General features: G+C 68.3%; 10 protein-coding genes. 9 read left to right on the forward strand and 1 reads right to left on the reverse strand.

Features of this window, described 5'->3' with window-relative positions:
• The first annotated feature begins 373 nt into the window (after positions 1 to 373).
• The 9 genes from rpoB to ACQPW6_RS24470 all read left to right on the forward strand — a co-directional run bounded on the left by rpoB (position 374) and on the right by ACQPW6_RS24470 (position 15,617).
• Positions 374 to 3,859, forward strand: coding sequence for a DNA-directed RNA polymerase subunit beta (rpoB, locus tag ACQPW6_RS24430; protein ID WP_433891818.1), 3,486 nt, complete (start codon positions 374 to 376; stop codon positions 3,857 to 3,859).
• Positions 3,860 to 3,983: 124 nt separating this feature from the next.
• On the forward strand, positions 3,984 to 7,883 hold the full coding sequence (locus ACQPW6_RS24435) for a DNA-directed RNA polymerase subunit beta' (RefSeq protein ID WP_433891819.1): 3,900 nt from the start codon (positions 3,984 to 3,986) through the stop codon (positions 7,881 to 7,883).
• A 74-nt stretch (positions 7,884 to 7,957) separates the two neighbouring features.
• A complete protein-coding gene (locus ACQPW6_RS24440; protein WP_433891820.1) occupies positions 7,958 to 8,455 on the forward strand; it encodes a DUF1707 and DUF4190 domain-containing protein in 498 nt (165 codons plus the stop codon).
• Between the two features lie 247 nt (positions 8,456 to 8,702).
• A complete protein-coding gene (gene rpsL, locus ACQPW6_RS24445) occupies positions 8,703 to 9,074 on the forward strand; it encodes a 30S ribosomal protein S12 (protein WP_014144289.1) in 372 nt (123 codons plus the stop codon).
• 2 nt (positions 9,075 to 9,076) lie between these two features.
• Positions 9,077 to 9,547 carry a 30S ribosomal protein S7 gene (gene rpsG / locus ACQPW6_RS24450; RefSeq protein ID WP_037912356.1) on the forward strand — a complete coding sequence of 157 codons (471 nt, stop codon included), beginning with the start codon at positions 9,077 to 9,079 and terminating at the stop codon, positions 9,545 to 9,547.
• A gap of 39 nt (positions 9,548 to 9,586) precedes the next feature.
• Positions 9,587 to 11,716, forward strand: a complete 2,130-nt coding sequence (fusA, locus tag ACQPW6_RS24455; protein WP_433891821.1) for an elongation factor G — start codon at positions 9,587 to 9,589, stop codon at positions 11,714 to 11,716.
• A gap of 82 nt (positions 11,717 to 11,798) precedes the next feature.
• Complete coding sequence (tuf, locus tag ACQPW6_RS24460) at positions 11,799 to 12,992, forward strand: elongation factor Tu (protein ID WP_433891822.1); 1,194 nt, start codon at positions 11,799 to 11,801, stop codon at positions 12,990 to 12,992.
• A 307-nt stretch (positions 12,993 to 13,299) separates the two neighbouring features.
• Positions 13,300 to 14,517 (forward strand): MFS transporter, encoded by a 1,218-nt coding sequence (locus tag ACQPW6_RS24465; protein WP_433891823.1) that lies wholly within the window; start codon positions 13,300 to 13,302, stop codon positions 14,515 to 14,517.
• Positions 14,514 to 15,617 (forward strand): TolB family protein, encoded by a 1,104-nt coding sequence (locus ACQPW6_RS24470; RefSeq protein WP_433891824.1) that lies wholly within the window; start codon positions 14,514 to 14,516, stop codon positions 15,615 to 15,617. Before ACQPW6_RS24465 ends, ACQPW6_RS24470 begins: the two co-directional genes overlap by 4 nt.
• Before the next feature lie 16 nt (positions 15,618 to 15,633).
• Here ACQPW6_RS24470 and ACQPW6_RS24475 read toward each other — a convergent pair whose 3' ends face one another.
• Positions 15,634 to 17,235, reverse strand: coding sequence for a N,N-dimethylformamidase beta subunit family domain-containing protein (locus tag ACQPW6_RS24475; protein WP_433891825.1), 1,602 nt, complete (start codon positions 17,233 to 17,235; stop codon positions 15,634 to 15,636).
• Positions 17,236 to 17,302: the final 67 nt, after the last annotated feature.

Consider the following 17,302-nt stretch of genomic DNA (forward strand, 5'->3'; position numbering starts at 1 on the left):
ACGTATGGCACGCGGCGCGCAATTCTCAGGACGCGTCGCGAGTTCGATCCGGGTCGGATGTGTGGATCGGCGGGGATGCGGGAATGCATGGCAATGCACAGCGCAGCAGGGCGCGGGTCAGGTTCCGAGGCTGGACCCGCACGACGGGCGAGGGGGCGATGATTCGGTACTCCGAATCTCTGCTCTGGACATCAGTGTGCCGAGTGGCTACACTGACCCTTTGCGCTGCCTGTTAGCTGCTGCCTGGCCCGTCACCAGGAGCATGCCCACGTCTGAGCACTGCTGAAGAGGCCCGTCATCAGGGTCTTCTTCGCCCGCTCAGGGGCGGACCGGTACGCGCGTAGTGAGTCCGAGCCCTCGGAAGGACCCCCTCTTGGCCGCCTCGCGCAACGCCTCGACTGCCAATTCGAACAACGGCGCCAGCACCGCACCGCTGCGCATCTCATTCGCGAAGATCCGTGAACCCCTCGAAGTTCCGAACCTCCTCGCGCTCCAGACCGAGAGCTTTGACTGGCTGCTCGGCAACGCCGCGTGGAAGGCCCGCGTCGAGGCGGCCCTGGAGAGTGGGCAGAACGTCCCCAGGAAGTCCGGTCTGGAGGAGATCTTCGAGGAGATCTCCCCGATCGAGGACTTCTCCGGGTCGATGTCGCTCACTTTCCGTGACCACCGATTCGAGCCTCCGAAGAACTCGCTCGACGAGTGCAAGGAGCGGGACTTCACCTACGGCGCCCCGCTCTTCGTCACCGCCGAGTTCACCAACAACGAGACCGGCGAGATCAAGTCCCAGACGGTCTTCATGGGCGACTTCCCGCTGATGACCAGCAAGGGCACCTTCTGCATCAACGGCACCGAGCGTGTCGTCGTGTCGCAGCTGGTCCGCTCGCCCGGTGTCTACTTCGACAGCCAGATCGACAAGACCTCCGACAAGGACATCTTCTCCTCCAAGATCATCCCGTCCCGGGGTGCCTGGCTGGAGATGGAGATCGACAAGCGCGACATGGTCGGTGTCCGCATCGACCGCAAGCGCAAGCAGTCGGTCACCGTGCTGCTCAAGGCACTCGGCTGGAGCACCGAGCAGATCCTCGAGGAGTTCGGCGAGTACGAGTCGATGCGCGCCACCCTGGAGAAGGACCACACCCAGGGTCAGGACGACGCGCTGCTGGACATCTACCGCAAGCTGCGTCCGGGCGAGCCGCCGACCAAGGAGGCCGCCCAGACCCTGCTGGAGAACCTCTACTTCAACCCCAAGCGCTACGACCTGGCCAAGGTCGGCCGCTACAAGGTCAACAAGAAGCTGGGCAGCGACGCCCCGCTGGACGCCGGGGTGCTCACCACCGACGACATCCTGGCCACCATCAAGTACCTGGTGAAGCTGCACGCCGGCGAGACCGAGACCCAGGGTGCCAGCGGCGCGACGATGGTCGTCGAGGTCGACGACATCGACCACTTCGGCAACCGCCGCCTGCGCAACGTCGGCGAGCTGATCCAGAACCAGGTGCGTACCGGCCTGGCCCGGATGGAGCGCGTCGTCCGCGAGCGGATGACCACCCAGGACGTCGAGGCGATCACGCCGCAGACCCTGATCAACATCCGGCCGGTCGTCGCCTCCATCAAGGAGTTCTTCGGCACCAGCCAGCTGTCGCAGTTCATGGACCAGACGAACCCGCTGTCGGGCCTGACCCACAAGCGCCGGCTGAACTCGCTGGGCCCCGGTGGTCTGTCCCGTGAGCGGGCCGGCTTCGAGGTCCGTGACGTGCACCCCTCGCACTACGGCCGGATGTGCCCGATCGAGACCCCCGAGGGTCCCAACATCGGTCTGATCGGCTCGCTGGCCTCCTACGGCCGGATCAACGCGTTCGGCTTCGTCGAGACCCCGTACCGCAAGGTCGTCGACGGCGTCGTCACCGACGACGTGGACTACCTGACCGCCGACGAGGAGGACCGCTTCGTCATCGCGCAGGCCAACGCGCCGCTGACCGAGGACCTGCGGTACGCCGAGTCCCGCGTGCTGGTCCGCCGCCGCGGCGGGGAGATCGACTACATCCCCGGCGACGACGTGGACTACATGGACGTCTCGCCGCGCCAGATGGTGTCGGTCGCCACCGCGATGATCCCGTTCCTGGAGCACGACGACGCCAACCGCGCGCTCATGGGATCGAACATGATGCGGCAGGCCGTACCGCTGATCAAGTCCGAGGCGCCGCTGGTCGGCACCGGCATGGAGTACCGCTGCGCGGTCGACGCCGGTGACGTGATCAAGGCCGAGAAGGACGGCGTGGTCCAGGAGGTCTCCGCCGACTACGTCACGGTGACCAACGACGACGGCACGTACACCACCTACCGGGTGGCCAAGTTCTCCCGCTCCAACCAGGGCACCTCCTTCAACCAGAAGGTCGTCGTCAACGAGGGCGACCGGGTGATCGTCAACCAGGTGCTGGTGGACGGGCCGTCCACCGACGAGGGCGAGATGGCCCTCGGCAAGAACCTCCTGGTGGCGTTCATGCCCTGGGAGGGCCACAACTACGAAGACGCGATCATCCTCAGCCAGCGGCTGGTCCAGGACGACGTCCTCTCCTCGATCCACATCGAGGAGCACGAGGTCGACGCCCGGGACACCAAGCTGGGCCCGGAGGAGATCACCCGGGACATCCCCAACGTCTCCGAGGAGGTCCTCGCCGACCTCGACGAGCGCGGGATCATCCGGATCGGCGCCGACGTGGTGGCCGGCGACATCCTGGTCGGCAAGGTCACGCCCAAGGGCGAGACCGAGCTGACCCCGGAGGAGCGGCTGCTGCGCGCGATCTTCGGCGAGAAGGCCCGTGAGGTCCGCGACACCTCGCTGAAGGTGCCGCACGGCGAGGTCGGCAAGGTCATCGGCGTCCGCGTCTTCGACCGCGAGGAGGGCGACGAGCTGCCGCCCGGTGTCAACCAGCTGGTGCGCGTGTACGTGGCGCAGAAGCGGAAGATCACCGACGGCGACAAGCTGGCCGGCCGGCACGGCAACAAGGGCGTCATCTCCAAGATCCTGCCCGTCGAGGACATGCCGTTCCTTGAGGACGGCACCGCGGTGGACATCATCCTGAACCCGCTCGGCGTGCCGTCCCGGATGAACCCGGGACAGGTACTGGAGATCCACCTCGGCTGGCTGGCCAAACAGGGCTGGGACGTCTCCGGTATCGGTGAGGAGTGGGCGCGCCGGCTCCAGGCGATCGACGCGGACGTGGTGGCACCCGACACCAACGTGGCCACCCCGGTCTTCGACGGCGCCCGCGAGGACGAGATCGCCGGACTCTTCGAGTCCACGATCCCCAACCGCGACGGCGACCGGATGGTGCTGCCGTCCGGCAAGGCCCGGATGTTCGACGGCCGCTCCGGCGAGCCGTTCCCGGAGCCGATCTCGGTCGGCTACATGTACATCCTCAAGCTGCACCACCTGGTGGACGACAAGCTGCACGCCCGGTCCACCGGTCCGTACTCGATGATCACCCAGCAGCCGCTGGGCGGTAAGGCGCAGTTCGGCGGACAGCGATTCGGCGAGATGGAGGTGTGGGCGCTGGAGGCGTACGGCGCCGCTTACGCCCTCCAGGAGCTGCTGACCATCAAGTCCGACGACGTTCTCGGCCGGGTGAAGGTCTACGAGGCCATCGTCAAGGGCGAGAACATCCCCGAGCCGGGCATCCCCGAGTCCTTCAAGGTGCTCATCAAGGAGATGCAGTCGCTCTGCCTCAACGTGGAGGTGCTGTCCTCGGACGGCATGTCCATCGAGATGCGCGACACCGACGAGGACGTCTTCCGCGCCGCGGAAGAGCTCGGAATCGACCTGTCCCGGCGTGAGCCGAGCAGCGTCGAAGAGGTCTGACGGGCCGGCCGCCCGGTCCCTGCTTGACCGGGCGGCCTCTCCCAGGACCGTTCAGACCATGTGTGACACTCGACCCCGGCAGCGTGTTGTGCCGGGTAGAACCCGAAGGCGGGATTGACGACAAGTGCTCGACGTCAACTTCTTCGACGAGCTGCGGATCGGCCTTGCCACCGCGGACGACATCCGGACCTGGTCCCACGGCGAGGTAAAGAAGCCGGAGACCATCAACTACCGCACCCTCAAGCCGGAAAAGGACGGGCTCTTCTGCGAGAAGATCTTCGGCCCCACCCGGGACTGGGAGTGCTACTGCGGCAAGTACAAGCGTGTCCGCTTCAAGGGCATCATCTGCGAGCGCTGCGGCGTCGAGGTCACTCGCGCCAAGGTGCGCCGTGAGCGGATGGGCCACATCGAGCTGGCCGCGCCTGTCACGCACATCTGGTACTTCAAGGGCGTTCCCTCGCGCCTGGGCTACCTGCTGGACCTCGCCCCGAAGGACCTGGAGAAGGTCATCTACTTCGCGGCGTACATGATCACCTGGGTCGACGACGAGCGCCGCACCCGCGATCTGCCGTCGCTGGAGGCCCAGGTCTCCGTCGAGCGCCAGCAGGTCGAGCAGCGCCGCGACTCCGATGTCGAGAACCGGCAGAAGAAGCTGGAAGCCGACCTGGCCGAGCTGGAGAACGAAGGCGCCAAGGCCGACGTCCGCCGCAAGGTCCGTGAGGGCGCCGAGCGCGAGATGAAGCAGCTGCGCGACCGCGCGCAGCGCGAGATCGACCGGCTCGACGAGGTCTGGGCCCGGTTCAAGAACCTCAAGGTGCAGGACCTGGAGGGCGACGAGCTGCTGTACCGCGAGCTGCGGGACCGGTTCGGCACGTACTTCCAGGGCTCGATGGGTGCCGCGGCGCTGCAGAAGCGCCTGGAGTCCTTCGACCTGGACCAGGAGGCCGAGCGCCTCCGCGAGATCATCCGCACCGGCAAGGGCCAGAAGAAGACCCGGGCGCTCAAGCGCCTCAAGGTCGTCTCGGCGTTCCTGCAGACCACCAACAAGCCCAACGGCATGGTGCTCGACTGCGTCCCGGTGATCCCGCCGGACCTGCGTCCGATGGTGCAGCTGGACGGTGGCCGCTTCGCGACCTCCGACCTCAACGACCTGTACCGCCGGGTGATCAACCGCAACAACCGGCTGAAGCGTCTGCTCGACCTCGGCGCGCCCGAGATCATCGTGAACAACGAGAAGCGGATGCTCCAGGAGGCCGTCGACGCGCTCTTCGACAACGGCCGCCGCGGCCGCCCGGTCACGGGCCCCGGCAACCGTCCGCTGAAGTCGCTGTCCGACATGCTCAAGGGCAAGCAGGGCCGGTTCCGGCAGAACCTGCTCGGCAAGCGCGTCGACTACTCCGCCCGTTCGGTGATCGTCGTCGGCCCGCAGCTCAAGCTGCACCAGTGCGGCCTGCCCAAGGCCATGGCGCTGGAGCTCTTCAAGCCGTTCGTGATGAAGCGCCTGGTGGACCTGAACCACGCGCAGAACATCAAGTCGGCCAAGCGCATGGTCGAGCGCGGCCGTACGGTCGTGTACGACGTGCTGGAAGAGGTCATCGCCGAGCACCCGGTGCTGCTGAACCGCGCACCGACCCTGCACCGGCTGGGCATCCAGGCGTTCGAGCCGCAGCTGGTCGAGGGCAAGGCCATCCAGATCCACCCGCTGGTCTGCACCGCGTTCAACGCGGACTTCGACGGCGACCAGATGGCCGTGCACCTTCCGCTGTCCGCGGAGGCGCAGGCCGAGGCCCGCATCCTGATGCTGTCCTCGAACAACATCCTCAAGCCGGCCGACGGCCGTCCGGTCACCATGCCCACCCAGGACATGGTGCTCGGCCTGTTCTTCCTGACCACGGACTCCGAGGAGCGCGAGGTCAAGGGCGAGGGCCGGGCGTTCGGCGCCACCGCCGAGGCGGTCATGGCGTTCGACAACCGCGAGCTGTCGATGCAGTCGCTGGTGGACATCCGGTTCCCGGTGGGCACCGTCCCGCCGCGCGGCTGGACCCCGCCGGAGACCGGTGAGGGCGAGGAGCCGTACCAGCTGGGCGACACCTTCCGGCTGCGTACGACGCTGGGCCGCGCGCTCTTCAACGAGCTGCTGCCCGAGGACTACCCGTTCGTGGACTACGCGGTCGGCAAGAAGCAGCTCTCCGAGATCGTCAACGACCTCGCCGAGCGGTACCCGAAGGTCATCGTGGCGGCGACGCTCGACAACCTGAAGGCGGCCGGCTTCCACTGGGCGACCCGTTCCGGCGTCACCGTCTCGGTGACCGACATCGTCGTGCCCGAGGCCAAGAAGGCCATCGTCAAGGGCTACGAGGAGCTGGACGAGAAGGTCCAGAAGCAGTACGAGCGCGGTCTGATCACCAAGGACGAGCGCACGCAGGAGCTCATCGCGATCTGGACCAAGGCGACCAACGAGGTCGCCGTGGCGATGAACGCGAACTTCCCGAAGACCAACCCCATCTTCATGATGGTGGACTCCGGGGCCCGCGGAAACATGATGCAGATGCGGCAGATCGCCGGTATGCGCGGTCTGGTGTCGAACGCCAAGAACGAGACCATCCCGCGTCCGATCAAGGCGTCCTTCCGTGAGGGCCTGTCCGTGCTGGAGTACTTCATCTCCACCCACGGTGCCCGTAAGGGTCTGGCCGACACCGCGCTGCGTACCGCCGACTCGGGTTACCTGACCCGTCGTCTGGTGGACGTCTCGCAGGACGTCATCATCCGCGAGGAGGACTGCGGCACCGAGCGCGGTCTGAAGCTGCGGATCGCCGAGCGCGCCGCGGACGGCACGCTGCGCAAGACGGACGACGTCGAGACCAGCGTGTACGCGCGGATGCTCGCCGAGGACGTCGTGGTGGACGGCAAGGTCATCGCGCCGGCCAACGTGGACCTCGGCGACGTGCTGATCGACCAGCTCGTGCGGCACGGCGTCGAAGAGGTCAAGACCCGCTCGATCCTCACCTGCGAGTCGGCCGTGGGCACCTGTGCCTACTGCTACGGCCGCTCGCTGGCCACCGGCAAGCTGGTGGACATCGGCGAGGCCGTCGGCATCATCGCGGCCCAGTCGATCGGTGAGCCCGGCACCCAGCTGACGATGCGTACCTTCCACACCGGTGGTGTGGCCGGTGACGACATCACCCAGGGTCTGCCGCGTGTGGTCGAGCTCTTCGAGGCGCGGGTGCCCAAGGGTGTCGCGCCGATCTCCGAGGCCCAGGGCCGGGTGCGGATCGAGGAGACCGAGAAGACCAAGAAGCTGGTCGTCACCCCGGACGACGGTGCCGAGGAGATCGCCTACCCGATCTCCAAGCGCGCCAAGCTCCTGGTGGGCGAGGGCGACGCGGTCTCGGTCGGCCAGAAGCTGACCTTCGGTGCCACCAACCCGCACGACGTGCTGCGGATCCTCGGCCAGCGCCAGGTGCAGATCCACCTGGTGCAGGAAGTGCAGAAGGTCTACAACTCGCAGGGCGTGTCGATCCACGACAAGCACATCGAGATCATCATCCGGCAGATGCTGCGCCGGGTGACGATCATCGAGTCCGGCGACGCGGAGCTGCTGCCCGGTGAGCTGGTCGAGCGCGGCCGGTTCGAGACCGAGAACCGCCGTGTGGTGTCCGAGGGCGGTCACCCGGCCTCGGGTCGTCCGCAGCTGATGGGTATCACCAAGGCGTCGCTGGCGACCGAGTCCTGGCTGTCGGCGGCCTCCTTCCAGGAGACCACCAGGGTGCTGACCGACGCGGCGATCCACGCCAAGTCGGACTCGCTGCTGGGCCTGAAGGAGAACGTCATCATCGGCAAGCTGATCCCGGCGGGTACGGGCCTGGCCCGCTACCGCAACATCCGGGTGGAGCCGACCGAGGAGGCGAAGGCCGCGATGTACTCGGCCGTCGGCTACGACGACATCGACTACAGCCCGTTCGGCACCGGCTCCGGCCAGGCCGTACCGCTGGAGGACTACGACTACGGCCCGTACAACGGCTGATAGCAACGTCCCAAGCTCGTCACACAGGGCGGCTGTTCCCCTCGGGAACGGCCGCCCTGCGGCATGATGGAAGCATGCTGGCCGGGGATGCTGACAGGGAGCGCGCGGTGAACGTCCTGAAGGACGCCTTCACCGAGGGGCGGCTCACGCAGGGGGAGTACGAGGACCGGATGGGCCGCGCCTACCAGGCGCGCACCTACGGTGAGCTCGACGTGCTGACCGGTGACATTCCGCACGCGCCGGTGCCGCGGACCTTCCAGCCGGCGCCGCCGCCGGTGCCGTTCCCGATGCAGCCGCCGTTCCCGCAGCCCTTTCAGCCGCCGTTCCGGCCGCCGACGAACAACGGCAACGCGATCGCCTCGCTGGTGTGCGGCATCCTGGGCACGATGACGTTCGGCGTCACCTCGATCCCGGCGGTGATACTCGGCCATGTGGCCAAGTCGCAGATCCGGCGCAGCGGCGAGCAGGGCGAGGGAATGGCCACCGGTGGTCTGGTGTTGGGCTATCTGACGCTTGCCGGGGTCATCGGATTCATCGTGCTGATCGTGGGCGTGGCTTCGTCCGGCGGGTGAAAGCTGCCCGTATGCATTTGTTTTGACCGTAGCCGATGCGGTAGGTACGCTCTGACCTTGTGCCTGGGGTGTGCCCGGGTCCTCGCGCGTGCCTTGTGACCGCGTGGGGGCACCGAGGCCGCGTCACCCGACATACGCACCTCCCGTTCAACGCGCGGGTACGTGCGGGGTCCGCGACACACCCGACCGCGTGGGTCGGTCCCCAGGTTAGATTTATCGAGATCGGCACACAGAAACCGGAGAAACGGTGCCTACGATCCAGCAGCTGGTCAGGAAAGGCCGGCAGGACAAGGTCGAGAAGAACAAGACGCCCGCGCTGAAGGGTTCCCCGCAGCGCCGCGGCGTCTGCACGCGTGTCTACACGACCACCCCGAAGAAGCCGAACTCGGCGCTGCGCAAGGTCGCCCGTGTGCGCCTCACCAGCGGCATCGAGGTCACGGCCTACATTCCTGGAGAGGGCCACAACCTCCAGGAGCACTCCATCGTGCTGGTGCGCGGTGGTCGTGTGAAGGACCTTCCGGGTGTTCGCTACAAGATCATCCGCGGTTCACTCGACACGCAGGGCGTCAAGAACCGTAAGCAGGCTCGCAGCCGCTACGGCGCCAAGAAGGAGAAGTAAGCATGCCTCGTAAGGGCCCCGCCCCGAAGCGCCCGGTCATCATCGACCCGGTTTACGGCTCCCCGCTGGTGACGTCCCTCGTCAACAAGATCCTCCTGCACGGAAAGCGCTCGACCGCTGAGCGCATCGTGTACGGCGCCCTTGAGGGCCTTCGCGAGAAGTCGGGCAACGACCCGGTCATCGCACTGAAGCGCGCGCTGGAGAACATCAAGCCGACCCTCGAGGTCAAGTCCCGCCGCGTCGGCGGCGCGACCTACCAGGTCCCGGTCGAGGTCCGTCCGGGCCGGCAGAACACGCTGGCGCTGCGCTGGCTGGTCGGCTACTCCCGCGCCCGCCGGGAGAAGACCATGACCGAGCGGCTGATGAACGAGATCCTCGACGCCAGCAACGGCCTCGGCGCCTCCGTGAAGCGCCGCGAGGACACGCACAAGATGGCCGAGTCCAACAAGGCCTTCGCGCACTACCGCTGGTAGTCACCACCCACATCGAGACCGAGAGAAGACTGAGCCACTATGGCCACCACTTCGCTTGACCTGGCCAGGGTCCGCAACATCGGGATCATGGCCCACATCGACGCGGGCAAGACGACGACCACCGAGCGGATCCTGTTCTACACCGGTGTCTCCTACAAGATCGGTGAGGTCCACGACGGCGCAGCCACCATGGACTGGATGGAGCAGGAGCAGGAGCGCGGTATCACCATCACGTCCGCCGCGACGACCTGCCACTGGCCGCTCGACGACGTCGACCACACCATCAACATCATCGACACCCCCGGCCACGTGGACTTCACCGTGGAGGTGGAGCGTTCGCTCCGCGTCCTCGACGGTGCCGTCACCGTGTTCGACGGTGTCGCCGGTGTGGAGCCGCAGTCCGAGACGGTCTGGCGGCAGGCCGACCGCTACGGCGTTCCGCGTATCTGCTTCGTCAACAAGCTCGACCGCACCGGCGCCGAGTTCCACCGCTGCGTCGACATGATCGTGGACCGCCTCGGTGCGGTGCCGCTGGTCATGCAGCTGCCGATCGGCGCCGAGGCCGACTTCAAGGGCGTCGTCGACCTCGTCCAGATGAAGGCCCTGGTCTGGTCGCTCGAAGCGACCAAGGGCGAGATGTACGACGTCGTGGACATCCCGGACACGCACGTGGAAGCGGCCGACGAGTGGCACGGCAAGCTGCTCGAAGCCGTCGCCGAGCACGACGACGAGATGATGGAGCTGTACCTGGAGGGCCAGGAGCCCAGCCAGGACCAGCTGATGGCGGCCATCCGCCGGATCACCCTGGCGTCCAAGGGCACCAAGGACTCCGTCACCGTCACCCCCGTGTTCTGCGGCACCGCGTTCAAGAACAAGGGCGTGCAGCCGCTGCTCGACGCGGTCGTGCGCTACCTCCCGTCCCCGCTGGACGTCGAGGCCATCGAGGGCCACGCCGTCGGCAACGCGGACGAGATCATCCAGCGCCGGCCGTCGGACGACGAGCCCTTCTCCGGCCTGGCGTTCAAGATCATGAGCGACCCGCACCTGGGCAAGCTCACCTTCGTCCGGGTCTACTCGGGCCGCCTGCAGTCGGGTTCAGCGGTGCTGAACTCGGTCAAGGGCAAGAAGGAGCGCATCGGCAAGATCTACCGCATGCACGCCAACAAGCGTGAGGAGATCGAGTCGGTGGGCGCCGGCGACATCATCGCCGTCATGGGCCTGAAGCAGACCACCACCGGTGAGACGCTGTGTGACGACAAGAACCCGGTGATCCTGGAGTCCATGGACTTCCCGGCGCCGGTGATCCAGGTCGCCATCGAGCCCAAGTCCAAGGGCGACCAGGAGAAGCTGGGTGTCGCCATCCAGCGGCTCTCGGAGGAGGACCCCTCCTTCCAGGTCCACTCGGACGAGGAGACCGGCCAGACCATCATCGGCGGCATGGGCGAACTGCACCTCGAGGTGCTGGTGGACCGGATGCGGCGCGAGTTCAGGGTCGAGGCCAACGTCGGCAAGCCGCAGGTCGCGTACCGCGAGACCATCCGCAAGACGGTCGAGCGCATCGACTACACCCACAAGAAGCAGACCGGTGGTACCGGTCAGTTCGCCAAGGTGCAGATCATGATGGAGCCGCTGGAAGGCGGCGACGCGACCTACGAGTTCGTCAACAAGGTCACCGGTGGCCGTATCCCCAGGGAGTACATCCCGTCGGTGGACGCGGGCGCGCAGGAGGCCATGAAGTTCGGCATCCTGGCCGGCTACGAGATGGTGGGCGTTCGCATCACCCTTCTCGACGGCGGCTACCACGAGGTGGACTCCTCCGAGCTGGCGTTCAAGATCGCCGGTTCGCAGGCGTTCAAGGAGGGTGCCCGCAAGGCCAGCCCCGTGCTCCTCGAACCGATGATGGCCGTCGAGGTCACCACGCCCGAGGACTACATGGGCGATGTGATCGGCGACCTCAACTCCCGCCGTGGCCAGATCCAGGCCATGGAGGAGCGCAGCGGTGCCCGGGTCGTCAAGGGCCTGGTTCCGCTGTCCGAGATGTTCGGCTACGTCGGTGACCTGCGGTCCAAGACCTCGGGCCGGGCCAGCTACTCCATGCAGTTCGACTCCTACGCCGAGGTTCCGCGGAACGTCGCCGAGGAGATCATCGCGAAGGCCAAGGGCGAATAACTCGCTTTAGGCTTGAAATCCAGCAAAGATCACCTGGCGCCGATGAACCAAGGCGTACAGATCCACTCCCAGGAGGACCCCAGTGGCGAAGGCGAAGTTCGAGCGGACTAAGCCGCACGTCAACATCGGCACCATCGGTCACATCGACCACGGTAAGACGACCCTTACCGCGGCGATCACCAAGGTGCTGCATGACGCGTACCCGGACCTGAACGAGGCCTCGGCCTTCGACCAGATCGACAAGGCTCCTGAGGAGCGCCAGCGCGGTATCACCATCTCCATCGCGCACGTCGAGTACCAGACCGAGTCGCGTCACTACGCCCACGTCGACTGCCCCGGTCACGCGGACTACATCAAGAACATGATCACCGGTGCCGCCCAGATGGACGGCGCGATCCTGGTGGTCGCCGCGACCGACGGCCCGATGCCGCAGACCAAGGAGCACGTGCTCCTGGCCCGCCAGGTCGGCGTGCCGTACATCGTCGTCGCGCTGAACAAGGCCGACATGGTGGACGACGAGGAGATCCTCGAGCTCGTCGAGCTCGAGGTCCGCGAGCTGCTCTCCGAGTACGAGTTCCCGGGTGACGACCTGCCGGTCGTGCGGGTCTCGGCGCTCAAGGCGCTCGAGGGCGACAAGGAGTGGGGCGAGAAGCTGCTCGGCCTGATGGCCGCGGTGGACGAGGCGATCCCCACCCCCGTCCGTGACGTCGAGAAGCCGTTCCTGATGCCGATCGAGGACGTCTTCACGATCACCGGTCGTGGCACCGTCGTCACCGGTCGTATCGAGCGTGGCATCCTCAAGGTCAACGAGACCGTGGACATCATCGGCATCAAGACCGAGAAGACCACCACCACGGTCACCGGCATCGAGATGTTCCGCAAGCTGCTCGACGAGGGCCAGGCCGGTGAGAACGTCGGTCTGCTGCTTCGTGGCATCAAGCGCGAGGACGTCGAGCGCGGCCAGGTCATCATCAAGCCGGGCACGGTCACGCCGCACACCGAGTTCGAGGCGCAGGCGTACATCCTGTCGAAGGACGAGGGTGGCCGTCACACGCCGTTCTTCAACAACTACCGCCCGCAGTTCTACTTCCGTACCACGGACGTGACCGGCGTCGTGACCCTCCCCGAGGGCACCGAGATGGTCATGCCGGGCGACAACACGGCGATGAGCGTGCAGCTCATCCAGCCGATCGCCATGGAAGAGGGCCTGAAGTTCGCCATCCGTGAGGGTGGTCGCACGGTGGGCGCGGGTCAGGTCACCAAGATCAACAAGTAGTCACCTGCGGCTGGCACAGCGCGTCAGAGGTGCCCCGGTTCTGCCATCCCCGGCAGTCCGGGGCACCTTTGCGTTTCCGGCTCCGCCTGAGGTAGGCCCGTTTTTCGGCTTGCGGTCCGCTCTGGCTGGTCGCGCAGTTCCCCGCGCCCCTGAAAAGCGCTCCGCTCGCGCCCACGGGGAACCTCGGTGGAGTCGGGGGGCTCTTAACGGGCGGGGGATGGGAAGGGGCCGCGCGGTGTATTTGGTGGAACGAGCCGGGAGCGGGGGGAAGGGCGTTGGGCGGGGTGGGCGGGTCGCGGGGAACGTGGTGGCGCTCGGGGTCACCAGCCTGATCACGGACATCTCCGCCGAGATGGTGACCGCGGTGCTGCCCGTCTACCTGGTCGCCGGCCTGGGCATCAGCATGATCCAGTTCGGCTTTCTCGACGGCGCCTACTCCGGCTCCACCGCCCTCCTCCGCCTCGTCGGCGGCTACCTCGCCGACCGCTTCACCGCCCGCAAAGCCGTCGCCGCGGCCGGCTACCTCGCCTCCGCCGTCACCAAGCTGGGCTTCCCGCTCGTCGGCGCCTCCGTCCCCGGCATCGGCGCGATGATGGCCGTCGACCGCGCGGGCAAGGGCATCAGGACGGCCCCGCGCGACGCGCTGATCTCGCTGTCCACCCCGCCCGAGTCCCAGGGCCGCGCCTTCGGACTGCACCGGGCGATGGACACCGTCGGTGCGTTCATCGGCCCGGTGGTCGCGTTCGCGCTGATGTCCCTGCTCAGCACGGACCTGGGCACCGCCTACGACGCCGTGTTCGTGGTGAGCTTCTGCGTCGGCGGGGTCGGCGTGGCCGCCCTCGCGCTGTTCGTCCGGGACCCGTTCGTCCGCCGCCGCACCGAGCGGTCCGCGGTCTCGCTGCGGTCCGGGCTGCGGCTGCTGGCCGCCGCCCCGTTCCGCCGGGCCTGCGCCGGCGCCTGCCTGCTGGGCCTGGCCACCGTCTCCGACGCGTTCGTCTACCTCTGCCTCCAGCAGCGCACCGACCTGGCCGTGGCGTACTTCCCGCTGCTGCCGCTCGGCACCACCGGGGTGTACCTGCTGACCGCGGTGCCGCTGGGCACGCTGGCCGACCGGGCCGGACGGTTCGGCCGCTGGCGGGTGTTCCTGGCCGGGCACGGCTGCCTGCTGGCCGGCTACCTGCTGCTCGGCGGCGCCTCCAATCTGCGCGGGCTGACGCTGATCGCGACCGTGCTGGTGCTGCACGGCCTGTTCTACGCGGCCACCGACGGCGTGCTGATGGCGCACGCGGCCCCGCTGATGCCCGAACACCTGCGCAGCAGCGGGATGTCGGTACTCCAGACCACCCAGACGCTGGGCCGCTCGCTGTCCTCGGTGGTGTTCGGCGCCGCCTGGATGCGGTGGGGGCCGGCCGGCACCGTGCACGGGTTCACCGTCGCGCTGGTCGTCGCGGTCGCGGTGTGCGCGGTGGTGCTGCGGCCCGGCCGTACGAAGGCGGCGCCCGCCACGACGGCGGTGACGGCGTGACCGGGCTGCGCGCCCGGCTGGCGGTCTTCGCGGTGGTGGTCGCCGTCCTGGCCACGGTCGCCGTCTCGTACACCGGTTACGCGCTGCACCGCGACCGGGCCAGGATCGCGGCCGGCGAGCGGGTCCGCCCGGCCGTCGGCGCGGTACGGCTGACCGGCGGCGGCCCCCGGCTGGTGTTCCGGGACACCGCGCTCGGCCCCGGCTTCGGGCACCTGGCCTCGGTGGGGCTGTCCGGCGGCCGGCACCGCGGTCGTACGGCCGGGGTGCGTACGGCCGGGGTGCGTACGGCCGGCGCGGGTACGGCCGGCTTCCGTACGGAGGGCCCGCGCGCGGTGGACTCCCGCTCCTGCGAGCGCTCCTACGCCGCCGCCGGCCGGCTGCTGTGCCTGGCGGGCTCCGGCGGCCTCATCCTGCGGCACTACGCCGACCTGTACGACGCCGGCGGCCACCGCTTGAAGCGGATCCGGCTGCCCGGGCTGCCCAGCCGCGCCCGGCTGTCCGCGGACGGCAGGATGGCGGCCTGGACGGCGTTCGTCTACGGCGACTCGTACACCTCGATCGGCTTCTCCACCCGTACCGGCATCCTCGACACCAGCACCGGCCGCTACGTGGCCTCGCTGGAGCAGTTCACCACCTACCGCGACGGCCGGGTCTTCGCACCCACCGACCGCAACTTCTGGGGGGTGTCCTTCCTGCCGGACGACAACACCTTCTACGCCACCCTCGGCAGCGCCTCCCAGGGCGGCACGTTCCTGGTCCGCGGCGACTTCAGGGCGGGCCGGATGACGGTGCTGACCCGCAACGTCGAGTGCCCGTCGCTCTCGCCCGACGGCACCCGGCTGGCCTTCAAGAAGAAGGTGTCGGACGACCCGTCCCGCCCGTGGCGGCTCTACGTCCTGGACCTCGCCACCCTGCGCGAGACCCCACTCGCCGACACCCGCAGCATCGACGACCAGGCCGACTGGCTCGACAACCGGACGGTCGGCTACGCGCTGCCGCACGGCGGCGGCACCTTCGACATCTGGCAGCAGCCCGCCGACGGGCACGGCCGGCCCCGGCTGCTGCTGCGCGGCGCGGACTCGCCGAGCGTCATCGGCTAGCGCGGGCTGGCCCAGGCTAGTGGGTGTATTGCAGCGGGCCGGGCCGGCCGACGTACTGGGCGTAGTTGTCGGTGGCCGGGTGGGCGCGGCCGGCCGGGCCCGCGGCGAAGGCGCGCAGGATGTTCTCGGTGGCGCGGCGGGCGAAGTCGCCTGAGGTGGTGGGCACCGGGCGCTGGCCGTGGTTGCGGCAGCCGGTGGTGCCGTACACCGCGCAGCTCCAGTTCATCGTCCCCGAACTGAACACGCCCGCCCCGGACTTGACCGTGTAGTACGCGGACTGCGAGCGGGTGTGCCAGCCGTGGCAGGTCAGCGGGGAGCTGGCGACCACCTGGATCGGCCGGGGGACCGGCACGCCCGAGGTCAGCCGGTCGGTCTCCACGCCGACCAGGCCGGGGTAGCGGCTGCCCGCGGTGGCGCCGGTGCCGCGGAAGATCCACGAGCCGGGGTCGGTCACCACGTAGGGGGCGTACACCGGGTTGCACTCGTAGTAGACCCCGGTCAGTACGCTCTCCGGCCGCGGGTCGGGCGGCAGCCGCCACTGCTGGGTGGTCTGGGTGGGGTCCTTGAGGATCATCGGGTCCTCGGCGGCGTCCTTGTAGACCACCACGACCCGGTCCGGGCCGAGCGCGGACGGTTCGAGCCGGATGTGCCGGTAGGCGTTGTTGGACGAGAAGAAGGCGACGTTCGTGCCGGCGTCGCGCAGCGCGAGGGTGCGGTCGCGCATGCCCAGCGACCAGTACTCGTCGTGGCCGCCGAAGACCAGGGCACTGGCGCGGGTGAACGCGGCGGGGTGCGCGTCCAGGTCGAGGTCGGTCTCGTAGGCCAGCGGGAGGCCCATCCGCTCGGCGACGCTCAGCATCGGCAGCTCGTACCAGTTGAAGTACGAGCCGCCCTTGTTGTACGGGCGGTCGAAGCTCGCCTTGCGGGAGCGCTGGGCGTAGCCGGCGACGGTGCCCAGCTTGCTGCCGTAGACGTTGGTGCCGATGCCCCAGGTGTTGTACGCGGCCCAGGTGGTGACCGCGTTCACGAAGACGGTGCGGCCGGCGGCGCTGGGGGAGCGGACGGTGATCGTCACCCAGCGGTCGTGGCCCTGGTCGGAGATCAGCTTGAGGAGGTAGTCGCCGGGCGGCCACCCCTTGGTGCTGACGACGGCGGACGGCCGCCAGGGCGCGGTGACCTCGTAGATCCCCGGTACGACCTTGGGCCCGGCCTGCCGCTGCCCGTGGAACTGCCCCGAGGCCCAGACCTGGCGGCCCTGCTTGCCGCCGTACCAGCCCATCCGGAACGCCTCGACGTGGAACCCGGCGGCAGTCGTCGACACATAGAGCGTGAACGACTGCCCCGGCAGCACGCTCACCCGGTTCGCGTACCCCTCGATGGCGTTGGTGCGCCCCGGATCGCGCAGCCGCCAGTCGCTGGTCCCCGGCAGGGCGTTCTCCCGGGCGACGGACCACTGGCGCGCACTGATGTTCTTGCCGACGAGGTGCGGTGTCGCGTCCACGGGCAGCCGCGCACTGGTCCGCGCGGCACTGAACGAGCACCCCGTGCCCCCGGCGAGCACCACGAGCAGCCCCGCGATCCCCCCGGCGACCCGCCGCCCCCACTTCCCCTTAGGCACCTGTTCTCCCCCCGTTCACCCGGTCTGACGGTGGTGAAGGCTTCCGGGTTGCCTGGGGGTGGCGTCG

Origin of the sequence: Streptomyces sp. CA-111067, from assembly GCF_050956065.1 — a bacterium.
Taxonomy (GTDB): Bacteria; Actinomycetota; Actinomycetes; order Streptomycetales; family Streptomycetaceae; genus Actinacidiphila.